The organism is Enterobacter sp. 04-C-12-SI-ECC (assembly GCF_047530715.1).
GTDB lineage: Bacteria > Pseudomonadota > Gammaproteobacteria > Enterobacterales > Enterobacteriaceae > Enterobacter > Enterobacter bugandensis.
The window spans coordinates 154,167-171,359 of the sequence record NZ_JBLKDI010000003.1 but is presented as its reverse complement, the minus strand read 5'-3'; the positions used below and the strand labels follow the sequence as shown (position 1 = coordinate 171,359).

The 17,193-nt window shown below is 54.8% G+C and carries 19 protein-coding genes; 9 read left to right on the top strand and 10 right to left on the bottom strand.

Going from position 1 to position 17,193, the window contains the following annotated elements; all coding sequences use genetic code 11:
* Nucleotides 1-57: 57 nt before the first annotated feature.
* Nucleotides 58-348 carry a type V toxin-antitoxin system endoribonuclease antitoxin GhoS gene (gene ghoS / locus ACMWL8_RS06770; RefSeq protein ID WP_028012811.1) on the top strand — a complete coding sequence of 97 codons (291 nt, stop codon included), beginning with the start codon at nt 58-60 and terminating at the stop codon, nt 346-348.
* Between the two features lie 105 nt (nt 349-453).
* Complete coding sequence (locus tag ACMWL8_RS06765; RefSeq protein WP_041910453.1) at nt 454-1,314, top strand: fructosamine kinase family protein; 861 nt, start codon at nt 454-456, stop codon at nt 1,312-1,314.
* 36 nt (nt 1,315-1,350) lie between these two features.
* Here the strand turns inward: ACMWL8_RS06765 and ACMWL8_RS06760 are convergent, their stop codons facing one another.
* Complete coding sequence (locus ACMWL8_RS06760) at nt 1,351-1,887, bottom strand: YniB family protein (protein ID WP_045261585.1); 537 nt, start codon at nt 1,885-1,887, stop codon at nt 1,351-1,353.
* 147 nt (nt 1,888-2,034) lie between these two features.
* Between ACMWL8_RS06760 and hxpB the strand changes: the two genes are divergently transcribed.
* The 4 genes from hxpB to tcyP all read left to right on the top strand — a co-directional run bounded on the left by hxpB (nt 2,035) and on the right by tcyP (nt 5,801).
* Complete coding sequence (gene hxpB, locus ACMWL8_RS06755; protein WP_028012808.1) at nt 2,035-2,706, top strand: hexitol phosphatase HxpB; 672 nt, start codon at nt 2,035-2,037, stop codon at nt 2,704-2,706.
* 127 nt (nt 2,707-2,833) lie between these two features.
* Nucleotides 2,834-3,595: a 2-dehydro-3-deoxy-D-gluconate 5-dehydrogenase KduD gene (gene kduD, locus ACMWL8_RS06750; protein WP_045261586.1), complete on the top strand. Its 762-nt coding sequence runs from the start codon at nt 2,834-2,836 to the stop codon at nt 3,593-3,595.
* A gap of 94 nt (nt 3,596-3,689) precedes the next feature.
* On the top strand, nt 3,690-4,280 hold the full coding sequence (locus tag ACMWL8_RS06745; protein ID WP_032644865.1) for a metal-dependent hydrolase: 591 nt from the start codon (nt 3,690-3,692) through the stop codon (nt 4,278-4,280).
* 129 nt (nt 4,281-4,409) lie between these two features.
* Nucleotides 4,410-5,801, top strand: a complete 1,392-nt coding sequence (gene tcyP, locus ACMWL8_RS06740) for a cystine/sulfocysteine:cation symporter (RefSeq protein ID WP_041910456.1) — start codon at nt 4,410-4,412, stop codon at nt 5,799-5,801.
* 48 nt (nt 5,802-5,849) lie between these two features.
* On the opposite strand, the gene cedA is transcribed toward tcyP, so the two are convergent.
* Nucleotides 5,850-6,125 (bottom strand): cell division activator CedA, encoded by a 276-nt coding sequence (gene cedA / locus ACMWL8_RS06735; RefSeq protein ID WP_223239595.1) that lies wholly within the window; start codon nt 6,123-6,125, stop codon nt 5,850-5,852.
* Nucleotides 6,126-6,293: 168 nt separating this feature from the next.
* Between cedA and katE the strand changes: the two genes are divergently transcribed.
* Nucleotides 6,294-8,543, top strand: coding sequence for a catalase HPII (gene katE, locus ACMWL8_RS06730; protein ID WP_045261587.1), 2,250 nt, complete (start codon nt 6,294-6,296; stop codon nt 8,541-8,543).
* A gap of 111 nt (nt 8,544-8,654) precedes the next feature.
* On the opposite strand, the gene chbG is transcribed toward katE, so the two are convergent.
* The 7 genes from chbG to osmE form a co-directional block, all read right to left on the bottom strand.
* Nucleotides 8,655-9,404: a chitin disaccharide deacetylase gene (gene chbG, locus ACMWL8_RS06725; RefSeq protein WP_045261588.1), complete on the bottom strand. Its 750-nt coding sequence runs from the start codon at nt 9,402-9,404 to the stop codon at nt 8,655-8,657.
* A gap of 11 nt (nt 9,405-9,415) precedes the next feature.
* Nucleotides 9,416-10,771, bottom strand: coding sequence for a 6-phospho-beta-glucosidase (locus ACMWL8_RS06720; RefSeq protein ID WP_045261589.1), 1,356 nt, complete (start codon nt 10,769-10,771; stop codon nt 9,416-9,418).
* Nucleotides 10,772-10,880: 109 nt separating this feature from the next.
* Nucleotides 10,881-11,723: a transcriptional regulator ChbR gene (gene chbR / locus ACMWL8_RS06715; RefSeq protein ID WP_028012801.1), complete on the bottom strand. Its 843-nt coding sequence runs from the start codon at nt 11,721-11,723 to the stop codon at nt 10,881-10,883.
* Nucleotides 11,724-11,728: 5 nt separating this feature from the next.
* Nucleotides 11,729-12,076, bottom strand: coding sequence for a PTS N,N'-diacetylchitobiose transporter subunit IIA (gene chbA / locus ACMWL8_RS06710; RefSeq protein WP_028012800.1), 348 nt, complete (start codon nt 12,074-12,076; stop codon nt 11,729-11,731).
* Nucleotides 12,077-12,123: 47 nt separating this feature from the next.
* On the bottom strand, nt 12,124-13,482 hold the full coding sequence (gene chbC / locus ACMWL8_RS06705) for a PTS N,N'-diacetylchitobiose transporter subunit IIC (protein ID WP_028012799.1): 1,359 nt from the start codon (nt 13,480-13,482) through the stop codon (nt 12,124-12,126).
* Between the two features lie 80 nt (nt 13,483-13,562).
* Nucleotides 13,563-13,880 (bottom strand): PTS N,N'-diacetylchitobiose transporter subunit IIB, encoded by a 318-nt coding sequence (chbB, locus tag ACMWL8_RS06700; protein ID WP_014883474.1) that lies wholly within the window; start codon nt 13,878-13,880, stop codon nt 13,563-13,565.
* A 281-nt stretch (nt 13,881-14,161) separates the two neighbouring features.
* Nucleotides 14,162-14,506: an osmotically-inducible lipoprotein OsmE gene (gene osmE, locus ACMWL8_RS06695; protein WP_003857836.1), complete on the bottom strand. Its 345-nt coding sequence runs from the start codon at nt 14,504-14,506 to the stop codon at nt 14,162-14,164.
* A 232-nt stretch (nt 14,507-14,738) separates the two neighbouring features.
* Here osmE and nadE point away from each other — a divergent pair, with 232 nt between their 5' ends.
* Both nadE and cho read left to right on the top strand, forming a co-directional pair.
* Entirely contained in the window at nt 14,739-15,563 is an 825-nt protein-coding gene (gene nadE, locus ACMWL8_RS06690) for an ammonia-dependent NAD(+) synthetase (protein ID WP_028012798.1), read from the top strand.
* A 121-nt stretch (nt 15,564-15,684) separates the two neighbouring features.
* Nucleotides 15,685-16,563 carry an excinuclease Cho gene (cho, locus tag ACMWL8_RS06685; protein WP_032644984.1) on the top strand — a complete coding sequence of 293 codons (879 nt, stop codon included), beginning with the start codon at nt 15,685-15,687 and terminating at the stop codon, nt 16,561-16,563.
* Here cho and ves read toward each other — a convergent pair.
* On the bottom strand, nt 16,541-17,098 hold the full coding sequence (gene ves, locus ACMWL8_RS06680) for an environmental stress-induced protein Ves (RefSeq protein WP_045261590.1): 558 nt from the start codon (nt 17,096-17,098) through the stop codon (nt 16,541-16,543). The genes cho and ves overlap by 23 nt on opposite strands.
* Between the last annotated feature and the right edge of the window lie 95 nt (nt 17,099-17,193).

Genomic DNA, 17,193 nt, shown 5'->3' with positions numbered 1-17,193 from the left:
CAAATATGGCGTATCGACTATGCTAAAAAAACTTTCAGGATAACAACGAGGTGAATTATGAGCAGTGGTGATATCACCCGCTACGTCGTGACCATCAGCCTTCATGAAGCATCGCTGACCGAGCTTAACGAGCTCAACAATGCCTTTACACGGGCGAATTTCCTGCTCACGCTAACGGATGACGAAGGTCATATTCATGATTTAGGCACCCTGGCGTTTGGCCTGATCGCAGCCCTGAGTGAAGAAGAGGTGCATGCGCTGGCCGCCAGCCTGGTGGAAAGCGTGACCGACAAGCCTGCCGACATCACCGTGGAGACGTGGGAACGCTGGCAGAAAAAAGAACAATAAGTGCCCTGCATGAAATTAATCCGCTCAGGTGTGCGTTAGTTCGTATTTTTTTACCGCAGTTATGCGCTAACTTTATGATCTGGCAGACAACATGGGAGAGTCAACATGTGGCAGGCTATCAGTCATCTTTTACATGAGCAATTGGGTGAAGGTGAAATTGAACTGCGTAACGAGCTGCCGGGCGGGGAAATTCACGCCGCGTGGCATTTACGCTACGCAGGACGCGATCTGTTCGTTAAATGCGACGAGCGAGAGCTGCTCCCGATTTTTACCGCTGAAGCCGATCAGCTTGAACTGTTGTCCCGCAGTAAAACGGTGACGGTACCTGAGGTGCTGGCCGTGGGCAGTGACCGGGACTACAGCTTTCTGGTGATGGACTATCTCCCTGCCCGCCCGTTGGACGCCCATAATGCCTTTATTCTCGGGCAACAGTTAGCGCGTCTGCACCAGTGGAGCGACCAGCCCCAGTTTGGTCTCGACTTCGACAACGACCTTTCCACCACGCCGCAGCCCAATGCCTGGCAGCGCCGCTGGTCGACGTTCTTTGCCGAGCAGCGCATCGGATGGCAGCTTGAGCTGGCCGCAGAGAAAGGGCTGGAATTTGGCAATATTGATGCCATCGTCGAGCATGTGCAACAGCGCCTGGCCTCCCACCAGCCTCAGGCGTCTTTGCTGCACGGTGATTTATGGTCCGATAACTGCGCGCTGGGCCCCAACGGCCCGTATATCTTCGACCCGGCCTGCTACTGGGGCGACAGAGAGTGCGATTTGGCCATGTTGCCCCTGCATCCCGAACAACCGCCGCAAATATACGATGGCTATCAGTCTGTCTCCCCCCTGCCGCCGGACTTCCTTGAGCGCCAGCCCGTGTATCAGCTCTATACGCTGATGAACCGAGCCATTCTTTTTGGCGGGCAACATCTGGTCAACGCCCAGCGCGCGCTTGAACGCGTGCTTGCGGCTTAAAGACAAAACGGGTGGTCTTGCCGCCACCCTAATTCGTTACAGAAAACCGAGCAGTGAGAAGAAGAAATATCCCGCCACGATGATGATAACCGGCAGGATATAGAGCGGGAAAATTTGCAGGAAAATGGTGTGACGAGGCACCACAATGCGGGATTCAATCTGCTCCCGGCTCATTCCTTCAGGACCTTTCGCCTTCTCAAGGATAAGCTGATCTTCCACCCCTTCGCGTAAAAAACGGGTCTGGCGACTCATTCGTGCGCCCGATGCCTGCAGCGCCATCGCAATAAAAATCAGCGCATAGATAATCCAGAACCCAACATTCAGCTGCTGGTGAAAGTCCGGCGTTGGCGAGTTGAACCAGAAGACATTCAGGAACGGGGTGTTAAACCGCACCATCTCAATCATGACATGCGCAAAATCAAGCATTACCGCATTAATGCCCGGCTGTTTTTCGCTGTGATCGTACATAAACTTCAGCACGGAGATCAGCGTAGAAATGACGGCGGGAATAAAAATCACCCAGCCTGCAATACGTTTTAAGACAGCAATGCGTCCAGCTTGTTGATACGTCATCAGTTCCTCTTCATAAAGACGCGTGATTTGAGCCTAAGTCTACCTGCTGGACATCAATTTCGCCCGCTCTTTAAAAGCAATATGCTAAATTGCAGACTGTGCTTAGCACTTATCGTCTGTCGAACACCTGGATAAGGAGACGTTGTGATGTCGACACCGCGCCAGATACTTGCCGCTATTTTTGACATGGATGGATTACTGATTGATTCCGAGCCGTTGTGGGATCGCGCCGAGCTGGACGTGATGGCCAGCCTGGGCGTTGATATCAGTCGCCGTAATGAACTTCCCGACACGCTGGGCCTGCGTATTGATATGGTCGTTGACCTGTGGTACGCCCAACAGCCGTGGGTTGGGCCCGATCGCGACGAAGTCACCTCGCGTATTATCAGCCGCGCCATCGCGCTGGTGGAGGAGAACAAGCCGCTCTTGCCGGGCGTACATGAGGCTGTCGCGCTGTGCAAGTCTCAGGGGCTGAAGGTTGGCCTGGCTTCCGCTTCACCGCTGCATATGCTGGAAAAAGTGCTGATCATGTTTGAGCTGCGCGACAGTTTTGACGCCCTGGCCTCTGCGGAAAAACTGCCCTACAGCAAGCCACATCCGCAGGTCTATATGGACTGCGCCGCGAAGCTGGGTCTTGATCCGCTTACCTGCGTCGCGCTGGAAGATTCAGTAAACGGCATGGTGGCCTCCAAAGCCGCGCGTATGCGCTCCATTGTGGTGCCCGATGAAGAAAACCGCCACGATCCGCGGTATGCTCTTGCCGACGTTAAGCTGAATTCGCTGGCTGAACTGACGGTACAACACCTGCGCGGCGAATAGCGCCCCTCCTACAGGCAGCGTCATGCTGCCTGATAAAAACAAAACACAGTTTCATTTTGTTTGCTTTTCTCATCCCTGCCTCCTATCTTTAACGTCAACACGACGATAACCCGCTTCTGAGGCGCGTATGATACTGGACACCTTTACTCTTTCAGGCAAAGTAGCCCTCATCACCGGGTGCGATACCGGGCTGGGGCAAGGCATGGCTATTGCGCTGGCGCAGGCAGGTTGCGATATCGTTGGGGTAAATCGCAAAGCTCCAGAGCAAACGGCAAGCGCCGTCACCGCCCTGGGAAGACGTTTTGTGGCTATTCGGGCCGATCTGAGCCAGCAGGAAAATCTTCAGTACGTCGTGGACACCGCCGTGGCGGAGATGGGACGAATTGATATTCTGGTAAACAATGCCGGGACGATTCGCCGGGAGGAGGCTCTGACGTTCAGCGAAAAAGACTGGGATGACGTTATGAACCTGAATCTCAAGTCGCTCTTTTTCCTCTCTCAGGCGGTCGCTAAGCGATTTATCGCCCAGGGCCAGGGCGGCAAAATTATCAATATCGCCTCTATGCTCTCCTTTCAGGGCGGCATTCGCGTGCCGTCGTATACCGCCTCGAAAAGCGGCGTACTGGGGATCACGCGCCTGCTGGCAAATGAGTGGGCGCGACATGGCATCAACGTGAATGCCATCGCGCCGGGCTACATGGCGACGAACAACACGCAGCAGCTGCGCGATAACGAACAGCGTAACGCGGAGATCCTTGACCGCATCCCGGCGGGTCGATGGGGAGTACCGGATGACCTTCAGGGGCCGGTCGTCTTTTTAGCCTCCCCCGCATCAGATTACGTGAATGGTCACACCTTAGCCGTCGACGGCGGCTGGCTGGCGCGCTGAGGCGCCTTTGTGACAAACAGTTACACCGTCACCTCTTTCGCCCACTGTATAAAAACCCTATACTGTATAAATTGACAGTTTCGTGGGTTTTATCATGACGGCGGAAGGCCACCTGCTTTTTTCAATTGCGTGCGCAGTATTTGCCAAAAACGCAGAACTTACTCCCGTGCTTGCACAGGGAGACTGGTGGCATATTGTCCCTTCCGCCGTTTTAACCTGTCTGCTGCCCGATATTGACCACCCAAAATCCTTCCTCGGACAGCGCCTGAAGTGGGTGTCGAAGCCCATCGCCCGCGCGTTCGGCCACCGCGGGTTTACCCACAGCCTCTTGGCCGTTTTTGGCCTGCTTACGCTTTTCTATTTAAAAGTCCCTGAAAGCTGGATAGTGCCGGGTGATGCCATTCAGGGCATGGTGCTGGGTTATTTAAGCCATATCCTCGCCGATATGCTGACGCCCGCGGGCGTGCCGCTGCTATGGCCCTGCCGCTGGCGTTTCCGTTTTCCGATCCTTGCGCCGCAGAAAGGGAATCAGCTTGAACGCGTGCTGTGCATGGCGCTGTTTGCGTACGCCGTCTGGATGCCGCAAACCTTGCCCGAAAACAGTGCAGTGCGCTGGTCTTCCCAGATGATCAATTCGCTGCAATTTCAGTTCAATCGTTTTATTCATCACCAGATTGAACAGTAAACCAACAAAATCATTCCATTTGTCATAAACCATTCCATTTGGATATAAGCGCCACATCACACTTCTGCTAACCTTCCGCCAACAGGATCGGGAAAAACCGATCCCACATAATAAATCAGGAGAACGGGGATGAATTTTCCACTCATCGCGAACATAGTCGTGTTCGTCGTATTACTATTGCTTCTCGCGCAGGCGCGCCACAAACAGTGGAGCCTGGCGAAAAAAGTACTGGTCGGTCTGGTCATGGGTGTGGCGTTTGGTCTGGCCTTACACGCCGTCTACGGCTCCGATAGTCCGGTACTGAAAGAGTCGATTCAGTGGTTCAACATTGTCGGTAACGGCTACGTCCAACTGCTGCAGATGATCGTTATGCCGCTGGTGTTCGCCTCTATTCTGAGCGCCGTAGCCCGTCTGCACAACGCAACTCAGCTGGGTAAAATCAGCTTTCTGACCATTGGTACGCTGCTCTTTACCACGCTGATTGCCGCGCTGGTGGGGGTGCTGGTTACCAACCTGTTTGGCCTGACGGCCGAAGGTCTGGTTCAGGGTACCGCTGAAACGGCGCGTCTGACCGCAATTCAAACCAACTACGTGGGTAAAGTGGCTGATCTGACGGTTCCGCAGATGGTCCTCTCCTTCATTCCGAAGAACCCGTTTGCTGACCTGACCGGTGCAAGCCCAACCTCTATCATCAGCGTGGTGATCTTCGCGGCGTTCCTGGGCGTGGCGGCGCTTAAGCTGCTGAAAGACGACGCGCCGAAAGGCGAACGCGTGCTGACGGCGATTGATACCCTGCAAAGCTGGGTGATGAAGCTGGTCCGTCTGGTCATGCAGCTGACGCCATACGGCGTTCTGGCGCTGATGACCAAAGTGGTAGCCGGCTCTAACCTGCAGGACATCATTAAGCTGGGCAGCTTCGTTGTCGCCTCTTATCTGGGCCTGGGCATTATGTTCGTGGTGCACGGTATCCTGCTGGGCGTGAACGGCGTCAGCCCGCTGAAATACTTCCGCAAAGTATGGCCGGTACTGACCTTTGCCTTCACCAGCCGTTCCAGCGCAGCGTCTATTCCGCTGAACGTTGAAGCACAGACCCGTCGTCTGGGCGTGCCGGAATCTATCGCCAGCTTCTCTGCCTCCTTTGGTGCTACCATCGGTCAGAACGGCTGCGCGGGTCTCTACCCGGCGATGCTGGCGGTGATGGTTGCCCCAACCGTGGGTATCAACCCGCTGGATCCGGTCTGGATCGCCACGCTGGTCGGGATTGTTACCATCAGCTCCGCCGGCGTTGCAGGTGTCGGCGGCGGTGCAACCTTCGCCGCGCTGATTGTGCTGCCCGCGCTGGGCCTGCCCGTCACGCTGGTCGCCCTGCTGATCTCCGTTGAACCGCTGATCGACATGGGCCGTACCGCGCTGAACGTGAGCGGCTCCATGACTGCCGGTACGCTGACCAGCCAGTGGCTGAAGCAGACCGACAAAGCCATTCTGGAAAGTGAAGACGACGCCGAGCTGGCGCACCGTTAATCTCGATAGAAATAAAAAAACCGCCTGATGGCGGTTTTTTTATGGCTGTTATTCTTCAACCTCTTCATCCTGGCGGATTTGCGTCGCCCATCGCTGGGCTGACTCCGGCACGGAAAACGCCGGCGACCGGCGGAAATGTTCCCCCATCAGGACAAAAGCCACATATTTACCGCGAAGCAGCCAGACATCACGAAAACCATCCACTTTCAGGGCATGGTCAGGCGGCGCGGGCTCAACGCGGGGCACATAGCTAATAACCTGGCGGTTTTGTTGACGAAGAGGTTTCATAAGCGACGGATTCACTAAAGCAAATTCTTGAAGCAGGAAAATTCTATGATAGCCGATCCTGCTGCCTTACGTCGCGCTCCGAGTGGGTGAGATGGCTCCTTTCGTTAATAACGTCATGTGAAAAACGCTTAGTTAGCGAGCTATCTCACGACATTGTTCTATCCTTAATAGGGTTTTTAGCAATGGATAAAGGAGAAGCGTGCAATGTCGAACAAAGATAAATCACATCAATCACCGATTCATGGCACTGAAGAATCTCAACCGGGTATGGACTCTCTCGCCCCTGCTGACGGCTCTCACCGTCCCTCGCCGGGCCCATCAGCCCCTGGCGAACAACCAACCGCGCCGGGAAGCATGAAATCGCCGGACACCGGAAACGAGAAGCTGAAATCGCTTGAGCCACACCGTAAAGGCGGCGAAGGTTTTGCACTCACCACCAATCAGGGCGTGCGCATTGCTGACGATCAAAACTCCCTTCGCGCAGGCGCGCGCGGACCGACCCTGCTGGAAGATTTCATCCTGCGGGAAAAAATTACCCATTTTGACCACGAGCGAATTCCGGAACGCATCGTTCACGCGCGCGGTTCTGCGGCGCACGGCTACTTCCAGCCCTATAAAAGCCTGAAAGCGATCACCAAAGCGGATTTCCTCTCCGACCCGGATAAAATCACGCCGGTCTTTGTGCGTTTCTCCACCGTGCAGGGTGGCGCAGGTTCGGCAGATACGGTGCGTGATATCCGCGGCTTTGCCACCAAGTTTTATACCGAAGAGGGTATTTTCGATCTGGTGGGCAATAACACCCCGGTGTTTTTCATTCAGGATGCGCATAAATTTCCTGACTTTGTCCATGCGGTAAAACCGGAGCCCCACTGGGCCATACCCCAGGGACAAAGTGCGCACGATACCTTCTGGGACTATGTCTCCCTGCAGCCTGAAACCTTACACAACGTGATGTGGGCGATGTCCGACCGTGGGATCCCGCGCAGCTATCGCACGATGGAAGGGTTCGGTATTCATACCTTCCGCATGATCAACGCGGAAGGAAAAGCCACGTTTGTGCGCTTCCACTGGAAGCCGGTAGCGGGCAAAGCCTCGCTGGTATGGGATGAGGCGCAGAAGCTCACCGGGCGCGATCCGGACTTCCATCGCCGCGAACTGTGGGAATCCATTGAAGCGGGTGACTTCCCGGAATATGAACTGGGCTTACAGCTGATCCCGGAAGAAGACGAGTTTAAGTTCGATTTCGACCTGCTTGACCCGACAAAACTCATTCCTGAGGAGCTGGTGCCCGTTCAGCTGGTGGGCAAAATGGTGCTTAACCGCAACCCGGATAATTTCTTTGCCGAAAACGAGCAGGCCGCGTTCCACCCGGGCCACATCGTCCCCGGACTGGATTTCACCAACGATCCGCTCTTACAGGGACGTCTGTTCTCGTATACCGATACGCAGATTAGCCGTCTTGGCGGGCCGAACTTCCACGAGATCCCGATTAACCGCCCAACCTGCCCGTACCATAACTTCCAGCGCGACGGGATGCACCGTCAGGATATTGATACCAACCCGGCAAACTATGAGCCGAACTCCATCAACGACAACTGGCCGCGAGAAACCCCGCCGGGGCCGAAACGCGGCGGATTCGAATCGTACCAGGAGCGTATCGACGGCAACAAAATTCGCGAGCGCAGCCCCTCGTTCGGTGAGTATTACGCCCACCCTCGCCTGTTCTGGAACAGCCAGACGCCGATTGAGCAACAGCACATCATCGGTGGCTTTAGCTTCGAACTGAGCAAAGTTGTGCGCACCTACATCCGCGAGCGCGTGGTCGATCAGCTGGCGCACATTGATATTCAGCTTGCCCAGAGCGTGGCGGATAACCTTGGCATCACGCTAACGGACGAACAGCGCAACCTTGCGCCGCCGAAAGAGGTTAACGGCGTGAAGAAAGATCCATCGCTGAGCCTGTATGCGGTGCCGGGTGGTTCAATTAAGGGCCGCGTAGTCGCCATCCTGCTGAACGACAAAACCCGCGCCAGCGACGTGCTGGGGATTATGCAGGCGCTAAAAACCCAGGGCGTACACGCCAAACTGCTCTATTCCCGCATGGGTGAAGTGACCGCCGACGATGGTTCTGTGCTGCCGGTGGCGGCGACCTTTGCCGGCGCGCCGTCGCTGACCGTCGATGCGGTGATTGTGCCGTGCGGGGATATTGCCAGCCTGCTCAACAACGGTGATGCCATCTATTATCTGCTGGAAGCCTATAAGCACCTGAAGCCCATTGCGCTGTCCGGCGACGCGCGTCAGTTTAAGGCGCAACTGAAGGTTGCCGAGCAGGGTGAGGACGGCATTGTCGAGGGCGATAACGTGGACGATGCGTTTATGATGAAGCTGTTTGATTTGCTCGCCGCGCACCGTGTCTGGTCGCGCAGCAGTAAGATCGATCAGATTCCGGCGTAAAAACCATTCCCGGTTGTGCGGCCTGATGCCCTCACCCACGGGAGAGGGAGAAAACAATAAAAACGGTAACCCAGGTTACCGTTTTGCTTTTACCTCGCCACCCGGCACGTCTTATAGATCCCCAAACGTCCCCAACCGATACCCACGCTCGGCAATGGCGTACTTCAGCGACGGCGACGTCAGGACATCCAGCTCCGCCAGGCGCGGCCAGCAGTAGGCGCTCTTACGCACGGTGTTATCGACAAAGGCGGGATGCGCCATGACCTCCAGCGACCGTTCCCCCCGCGCGGCGGAATCATCCAGCACCTTCAGGAACAGCGCCTCGTCGATCTCGTCGCCGTAAAAGGCGCTGCTGAACCCCTCAGTTGTTGTCACGGCACAGTCCGGCACGCCCTGCGCCTCACGATCCACGCGCATCGCCACGCCTTTGCGTTGGGCAAACGCCGCAACAATCGGGAAAATCGCTGGGATCATGTGCACATGATGGTGGCTGTCGATGTGCGTCGGCGCCTTGCCAAAAAGATCAACAAAGCGGTTGTACTGGCAGTCCAGCTCACGGGCAATCTCTTCGAGCGGCAGAGCGTCCTGCTCCGCCAGATCCCAAATCCATTTGCCCAGCAGACCGTCACGCGTCAGGCCCGGCATGGGTGAAAGCGGCATCCCGAGCGTCAGCACAAAATGCATGCCGACACCCAGCTCTGGCACCTCGCGGCTCAGCTGCGCCGCGTGTTCAACCGCCTCACCGTTCACCAGTGCCGTTGTAGAGGTCACTACCCCGCGGCGACAGGCTTCAATAATGCCGTAGTTCTGGCCTTTCGAAAGGCCAAAGTCATCAGCATTAACGATCAGCAGGTTTTCCATTGTGCGTCCTCTCAGTGTTGTTTGAACTTCAGCTTCTCAATCGTGGCGGCAAAGTTCGGCAACCATTTTTCATGCGCCAGGATCATCTCGCTGGCCAGCTGCTCCGCATCGCGGTCGGAATGCACCAGCGGGCTGAGGTTCAGCGCCAGAAGCACGTCATTGAGTTCACCGCTCAGCGCCGCGTTGCTCGCCGCCACTTCAAAGCCTTTGATGGTGTGGATTAGGCCCATAACTTTGTCGTCGAAGTGGGTGATACGTGGATGCGGTTTAGCCCCCTCACGCCCCAGAATGCAGGTCATCTCGACGGCCCAGTCCGCCGGGATATTGTCGATATGGCCGTGATGCGGCACGTTAACATAGTGCTCCGCCTGCTTGTCGTTGTAGATGGCGTTGATCACTTCACACGCTGCATCGGAGTAATAGGCCCCACCGCGCTGCTCAAGCGCTTTCGGTTTGACGTTCAGGTCCGGATCTTTATATAAATCAAACAGCTGCTTCTCAACTTTCTGAACGATTTGCGCACGCGCGCCGCCCTTATAGTACTCGCCCATTTCGATAGCCAGCATCTCTTTCTGCTTGAAGTAGTAAAGCAGGTACGAGCACGGCAGCAGATTCAGCGAGCGGATCAGCCCTTCGCTGAACGGCAGGTCAAAGATGTTCTTCACGGAGGCCGCGGTCAGGCGACCGGAAGCCACGCCGTCGAGCAGTTCGGCAAAGCGCGATTTTCCGTTCACGATGACGTCTTTAATGAACACCATGTGGTTCAGGCCGAACAGATCGATTGAGAGATCGTCACTGTCGGTCAGCTCCAGCACGTCGCGGATAAACATCTTCATGCCGATCGGGATATTACAGACGCCGATAAAGCGTTTGAAATTGGTATGACGATATACCGCCTCGGTCACCATTCCGGCCGGGTTAGTGAAGTTAATCACCCACGCGTTCGGGCAGATCTCTTGCACATCTTTGACGATGTCGAAAATCACCGGAATGGTACGCAGGCCTTTGAACAGGCCGCCCGCGCCGTTGGTCTCCTGCCCCAGGTAGCCGTGGCTCAGCGGAATACGCTCGTCCAGCTCGCGCGCTTTTAGCTGGCCGACGCGCAGCTGAGTGGTAACGAAATCCGCATCTTTCAGCGCCAGGCGACGATCGAGGGATTTATGCACGGTCATAGGCACGCCCGCTTTCTCAACCATGCGCTTGCACAGGTCGAAAATAATATCCAGCTTCTCCTGACCTTCCTCAACGTCCACCAGCCATAATTCGCTGACTGGTAATTCATGATAACGTTTCAGAAAACCTTCAAGTAATTCCGGGGTATAGCTGCTGCCGCCACCAATGGTTACGACTTTTAATTTCTTTTGCATAATATCTCCCTTAGCGTATCAGGTTAATCGCCTGCAAGGTATAGCGTACTCTTCCCGCTATTTGGGCAAGCCATTAAAGCAATATTTATGGCGGGTAATCCGCCGAAAGTTAATTAATTACCGTTAAATTCTTCCGGTAGCTGTTCGGTGTGAATGAGGTCAACTTCTTAAAAGTTTTAATAAACAGGCTGGGACTGCTATATCCTGACTCATAAGCAATATCGGTGACAGAATAGTTGGTAATTTCCAGCTGTTTTTTGGCAAAATTAATGCGGATTTCATTAATTATTTGCACCGGCGTTTTACGATAATAACGCTGCGTCGCGCGGGTCAGATATTCCTGGGATTTCCCCGAGAGGGATACCATATTTTCCAGCGCATTTTCGCTGAACTGGCCTTTATCGTGCATCAGTTCCACGGTGCTGCGCAGCCACTGTGGAACATCATCCGTCACCTGCTGCTCTTCACGGTGATGCCGCAACCGGTTCATCACGTAGAAGGTCACCGTTTCAATAAATTCATCAAACTCATTGTCGCGGAAGTTAAGCGAGGCGATGACCGTTTCAATCCAGGTCATGAACTCGTTTTTCACACGATATACCTGGGACGCCACAAAGCAGAACGGCACCAGCGGCAGATAGTGCTTCTCAAAGAAGCGTCTGCTGACGCCCACGTTCAGAATGCGGGTCGCGCCAAATTCGTAAAAGCTCTGGTGATAGGAACCCATCGGCAGGAAGACAAAATCCCCTCGCTCCAGCAGGACGCGCTTACCGTTGATCTCCTGGTAGTAGCGGCCGGTCAGAACAATCGTGAACTCATAGTAGTCATGCTGGTGCAGACCGCTGGCGCTCTCCGTCTTGTTGTAGATAACCACGTGAAAATTTTTGCCATTAAACAGTTGCTGTTCAAATGCGGTTTTGATTTCCATCGTGCTGACCTCCTGCTGCTCAATCCGACCTAGTGCATTTTCTCGTGAAGCTCAATCAACTCCGCCACCAGCTCACGCGCCAGCATGGACGTCATCAGGTGATCCTGAGCGTGTACCAGCACCAGGCTGACCTTCATCTTCCCTTCGCCCTGGTCGCTTTCAATCAGCTTTGTCTGCACCAGGTGCGCTTCGTTCAGCGCCGTGCGGGATTGCTCCATCATGGTTTTCGCGGCGGCGAAATCTCCCTGCTTGGCCTGCTTCAGTGCGGCATACGCCAGGCTGCGCGCCTGCCCGGAGTTGATGATGAGGCCCATCACCACTTCTTCGAGATCGTTCTCTGCGGCTTCGTCTGCGACGATACTATCCAAATCTAACATGTTTTAGCTCCTTGTGGCTGGCGCGGGCTTCCCCGCGCCGGTCAATCTTAGAATTTCAGTGAGAGGGCAATTTCCTCTTCGCTCTCTTCTTCATCAATGATGGTGGCAGCTTTGTTCGCAATCGCCACGAACGGCATGTACAGCAGGGTGGCAATCCCGAGGTTGAATATCGCCAGCAGGAAGGCCGCGACGCTACCGTTGGTGTTAAAGAAGGCGCCCAGACCTGCCGGCATGGTCCACGGAGCAATGTTGGTGATCGGTGGAATAATACCCATGTAGTAGGCCGTCAGGGTGATCGCTGCCAGCAGCGGCTGCACCAGGATGAACGGGATAAACATTACCGGGTTCATGATAATTGGCAGACCGAACAGAATCGGCTCGTTAATCTGGAAGATGCCTGATGGCAGGGCCAGTTTCGCCACCTGACGATAGTCAGCGCGACGAGAGACAATAAAGACCGCGATGATCAGACCCAGGGTCGCCCCGGTACCACCCAGGAAGATATAGGAGTCAAGCATCGGCTTCGCCCACACATGGAAGGTTTTACCTGCCGCCAGCGCCGCGTCAACGGAGCCGTACTGCTGGTAAAGCGCAACGTTTTCCAGTGCCCATGGGGTCATAATTCCGCTGTCCAGCGCGGCCAGTGCCAGTGAACCGTGCACGCCGAAGAACCACAGCAGAGAGGTGAAAATCACATACGCCCAACCGACCACGCCACCCATCGACGCCAGCGGCGTAGAGATAGAGTCCATGATGATCTGGTGGAAGTTCGTGCCCCAGTGAGAGAGCGCCCAGGCGATAATCCCCATGATGGAGAGGATAATGAAGCCTGGGATCAACGCGGAAAATGAACGAGAAACGGAGGCCGGCACGCTATCCGGCAGTCGGATAACCCAGTTGCGACGGATAATAAAGGTGAACATTTCTGCCACCACCAGGCCGATAACAATACCGGAGATGATGTTGGCTCCGCCCAGCCAGTTTGCGCCAACGGCGTAGGCTTCACCCACGCTGTAAGGCGTGACGGTCATAAACGCGGCAACGGATAATAATCCGGCGGCCAGCGGATCCACTTTCCGCTCTTCAGCCAGCGCCATCCCAATAAAGAAAGGCGCCATCAGCGACATAATACCCAACGTACCGTTATATACGTTGCCGCCGATGGCTTTAAAACCATTAAGGGTTTCAATAGTGGAAGCGTCTAACCGAATTCCTAATGAATAAAAGAAGGAACCTTCACCAAAGCTCAGAAAAACGTTGTTAATTAAAACGAACATGGCCCCGGCCAGCGTCAACGGCATTAATTTAATAAAACCGTTTTTGATGGCATTAACGTGAGGCTGCTTTCCTATTTTAACAGCAAAAGGAAGGAGTACCTTTTCAAGTGAAGCGATGACTTTACTCATAGGAAAATACCCTTAAATGCCGTAACGCATGTTACGGCGTAATTGTGTGTGAAATAACTCTTTGACGGGAAAAATAAAAATTAATTAGCAGCTTTTTTAATGGCTGCCACAGCAGCTTTAAGTACACCTAAACCATCGATCTTGCCGTACAGCCCCGAGTCGATCACTTCGACCGGTTTATTCGGTAGCAGTCGTTGAATTTCGGGCAACATATAGGCAATTTGCGGCCCCAGTAACACCACATCGGCTTTCTGGCCTTTTTCGCCCGCCAGCGTTTCCGGAAACGCTTCAATCACCACAGGAACTTCATACTTTTCAGCCTGCGCGCGCATCTTTGACACCAGAAGCGAGGTTGACATGCCCGCTGAGCAGAACAGGTAGATATGTTTCTTTTCCATCATAATTTCCCTCTTGTATGACTACCTGCCGTCGCGCTATAACTCGACTCGCTGTCCCGGCAGACAGGTAGCTTGCGTACTGTTGTTTATCGTTGAAGTGAGTATACGCAATGGTACAGAGGGGAGATAATTCTGGATAGGCCTAAATTGTCTCTCATTGACCTGGCTTGTTGACTACCTTCACATTTCAGGCAAATAATTCGCGCAAAGAAATAAGATTAACGTATGAGTAAAAAAACCGGCCCAGAGGCCGGTTTGTTAACATCTTCAGGCAAGCAGGGTTACTGCGCCTTAGGTGCCTGCGGATCGGTGTCGTATTCAGCACAGGTCTGATAGCCGGAGTTAATCACATGTCCGGTATCATCCAGCGCGACGAAGTAGGTTTCTGCCTTACCATCACGTTGACCCAGGATATAAGTCTGACACGTACCGCGCGCGTGAATCATGGTCACTTCAGAAGAAGGCTTGCCGGCGATCGCAGCCACCTGCGAACGTGTCATCCCTTTTTTAACGTCTTTAACCACGGGCTGGGTAAACTGATCCTTGGTGCGATCGTAAGCCGTACACCCTGCCAGCATCGTCAGTACCGCCGCTGCGCTAAGAATTCCTGCTACGTTCTTGTTCATATTCCGTCCTCTTGTTTATCAGCGTGTTATCTAAGCATGGGATAAAAAGTACTATTGTTCAACTTTGTGATTTACGCCAGACGAATTTCGGAAAATTCTAATAAAACAACGATAAGCTGCTAAATCGCCGCAAATTAACGCACTCGAAACTGTGATCCTTGTCGTTTTCCGCCCAAAGGGTTAGTTTTAACAGTTAACACATTCTGTTTATGTTCTGCATACGGAGGGCATGATGGCTCTGCAACAAGAGATTATTCAGGCGCTGGGCGCTAAGCCTGCGATAGATGCACAGGAAGAGATCCGCCGCAGCGTGGATTTTTTAAAGTCGTACTTAAAAAAGAACGCTTTCCTGAAATCCCTGGTGCTGGGCATCAGCGGCGGGCAGGACTCTACCCTGACGGGTAAACTCTGCCAGATGGCGATTTCAGAGCTTCGTGAAGAGACGGGCGACGAAGCGCTGCAGTTTATCGCCGTGCGTCTGCCTTACGGGGTTCAGGCGGACGAACAGGATTGCCAGGACGCCATCGCGTTCATCCAGCCCGATCGCGTGCTTACCGTCAATATCAAAGCCTCAGTGCTGGCAAGCGAGCAGGCGCTGCGCGAAGCGGGCATTGAATTGAGTGATTTTGTGCGCGGCAACGAGAAAGCGCGCGAGCGCATGAAAGCGCAGTACAGCATCGCCGGGATGACCAAAGGCGTTGTGGTAGGCACCGACCATGCGGCAGAAGCGATCACCGGTTTCTTCACCAAATACGGCGATGGCGGCACCGACATCAACCCGATTTTCCGTCTCAACAAGCGTCAGGGCAAGCAGCTGCTCGCCGCGCTGGGCTGCCCTGAGCACCTGTACAAGAAAGCGCCAACAGCGGATCTGGAAGACGATCGCCCTTCCCTGCCGGATGAAGCGGCCCTTGGCGTCACCTATGACAACATTGATGATTATCTGGAAGGCAAAACGCTGGATGAAGGTACCGCGAAAATTATCGAGGGCTGGTACCTGAAAACCGAGCACAAGCGCCACACGCCAATTACGGTGTTTGACGATTTCTGGAAATAAACGCAAAACGTTAATCTTTGCTCCCTCTCCCCTTTAGGGAGAGGGCATCACGCTACCCGGCTCTTTTTTAACCACAGCACACCTGCTACACTGTATACCTGAACAGTATATGGAGCAGTATGTGAGCAGGCGTCAATCCGCCCCGCGTCTTGAGTTTGAAGCGGCGGCTATCTATGAATATCCCGAACATCTTCGCCCCTGGCTTGAGGCGCTGCCCAAACAGCCGGGCGTGTACATCTTTCACGGTGAAAGCGAGACCCTGCCGCTCTACATCGGCAAAAGCGTTAACATTCGCAGCCGGGTGTTATCCCACCTGCGCACCCCGGACGAGGCCGCCATGCTGCGCCAGTCGCGACGCATTACCTGGTTCCAGACGGCGGGAGAAATGGGCGCGCTGTTGCTGGAAGCCCGGCTGATAAAAGAGCAGCAGCCGCTCTTCAATAAGCGCCTGCGCCGCAACCGCCAGCTCTGCTCCCTGCAGATCGCCGACGGCAAGCCGCAGGTCGTCTACGCCCGCGAGGTCGATTTCTCCCACGCCCCGAATCTCTTCGGGCTGTTCGCAAACAAGCGTGCCGCCCTGCAGTCTCTGCAGGCGCTCGCGGACGAGCTGCAGCTTTGCTATAGCCTTTTAGGGCTAGAGGGCACCACGCGGGGCCGCGCCTGTTTCCGCTCCGCTCTGAAGCGCTGCGCGGGCGCCTGCTGCGGAAAAGAGAGCGTTGAGGCGCATCACGCCCGGCTCCTCGCGGGCCTGGCCGGGATCAGCGTCAACTGCTGGCCGTGGGACGGCGCCGTTGCGCTAAAAGAAGTGGGTGAAACCATGACGCAGTATCACATCGTCAATAACTGGCTCTGGCTGGGGGCTGTCGATGATTTAAGCGACGCGGCAACCCTGCTGCGCACCCCCGCGGGATTCGACCACGACGGCTACAAAATCCTCTGCAAGCCCGTATTAGCGGGCAAGTTCGAGATCATCGCGCTCAGTGACCCGGCAGCCAGTTAATTTCACTGAACAGCAGGGTGCCCTGAGACTCCAGCAGACGCAGAGTATGGGTCCCCTCCTGCCAACTGGCGCCCTGATCGGCCGTGAGCAATTTATCACCCAATTGCCACGCCCCGCTTAATACAAACACCACGCCCCCGCGCGAACCAAAGGTGGTAAAAGTACGATCGGCAACCCGCACCTTCGCCTGACAGCAGTCGCGCCGGGTCATGATGTTGAAATCCATCGCCATCCTGCCATCGGAAAGCAGCGCCTTCACCGGCAAATCGCCGGCAAAACTGTAAGGCTGATGCTGTTTAAGGGTATGGCAGAACGCCTGACCGGCATCCAGCGTCACCTCCCCGCCTTCCAGCAGGGTAATGACCCGGTCGACACCGGGAAACGAGGAGAATTCGCCGTTGCTGGCGATGGTCGCAATACTGGCACGCCAGAAAAAATCGCGCGTCGCGGGAGGGATACAGCAAATTTCTCGCGTTTCGCCGGCACCATTGCGCCAGAGGCTGACCGGCATCTTACGAATATCAAAGAACTCCATCACCACTCCTGAATGGCACAACCCGTGCCAGGGCAAGGATATCGCTACCCCTGCAGTCTTGTTTGTTATCGTTAGGTATTCACAGACACAGTATC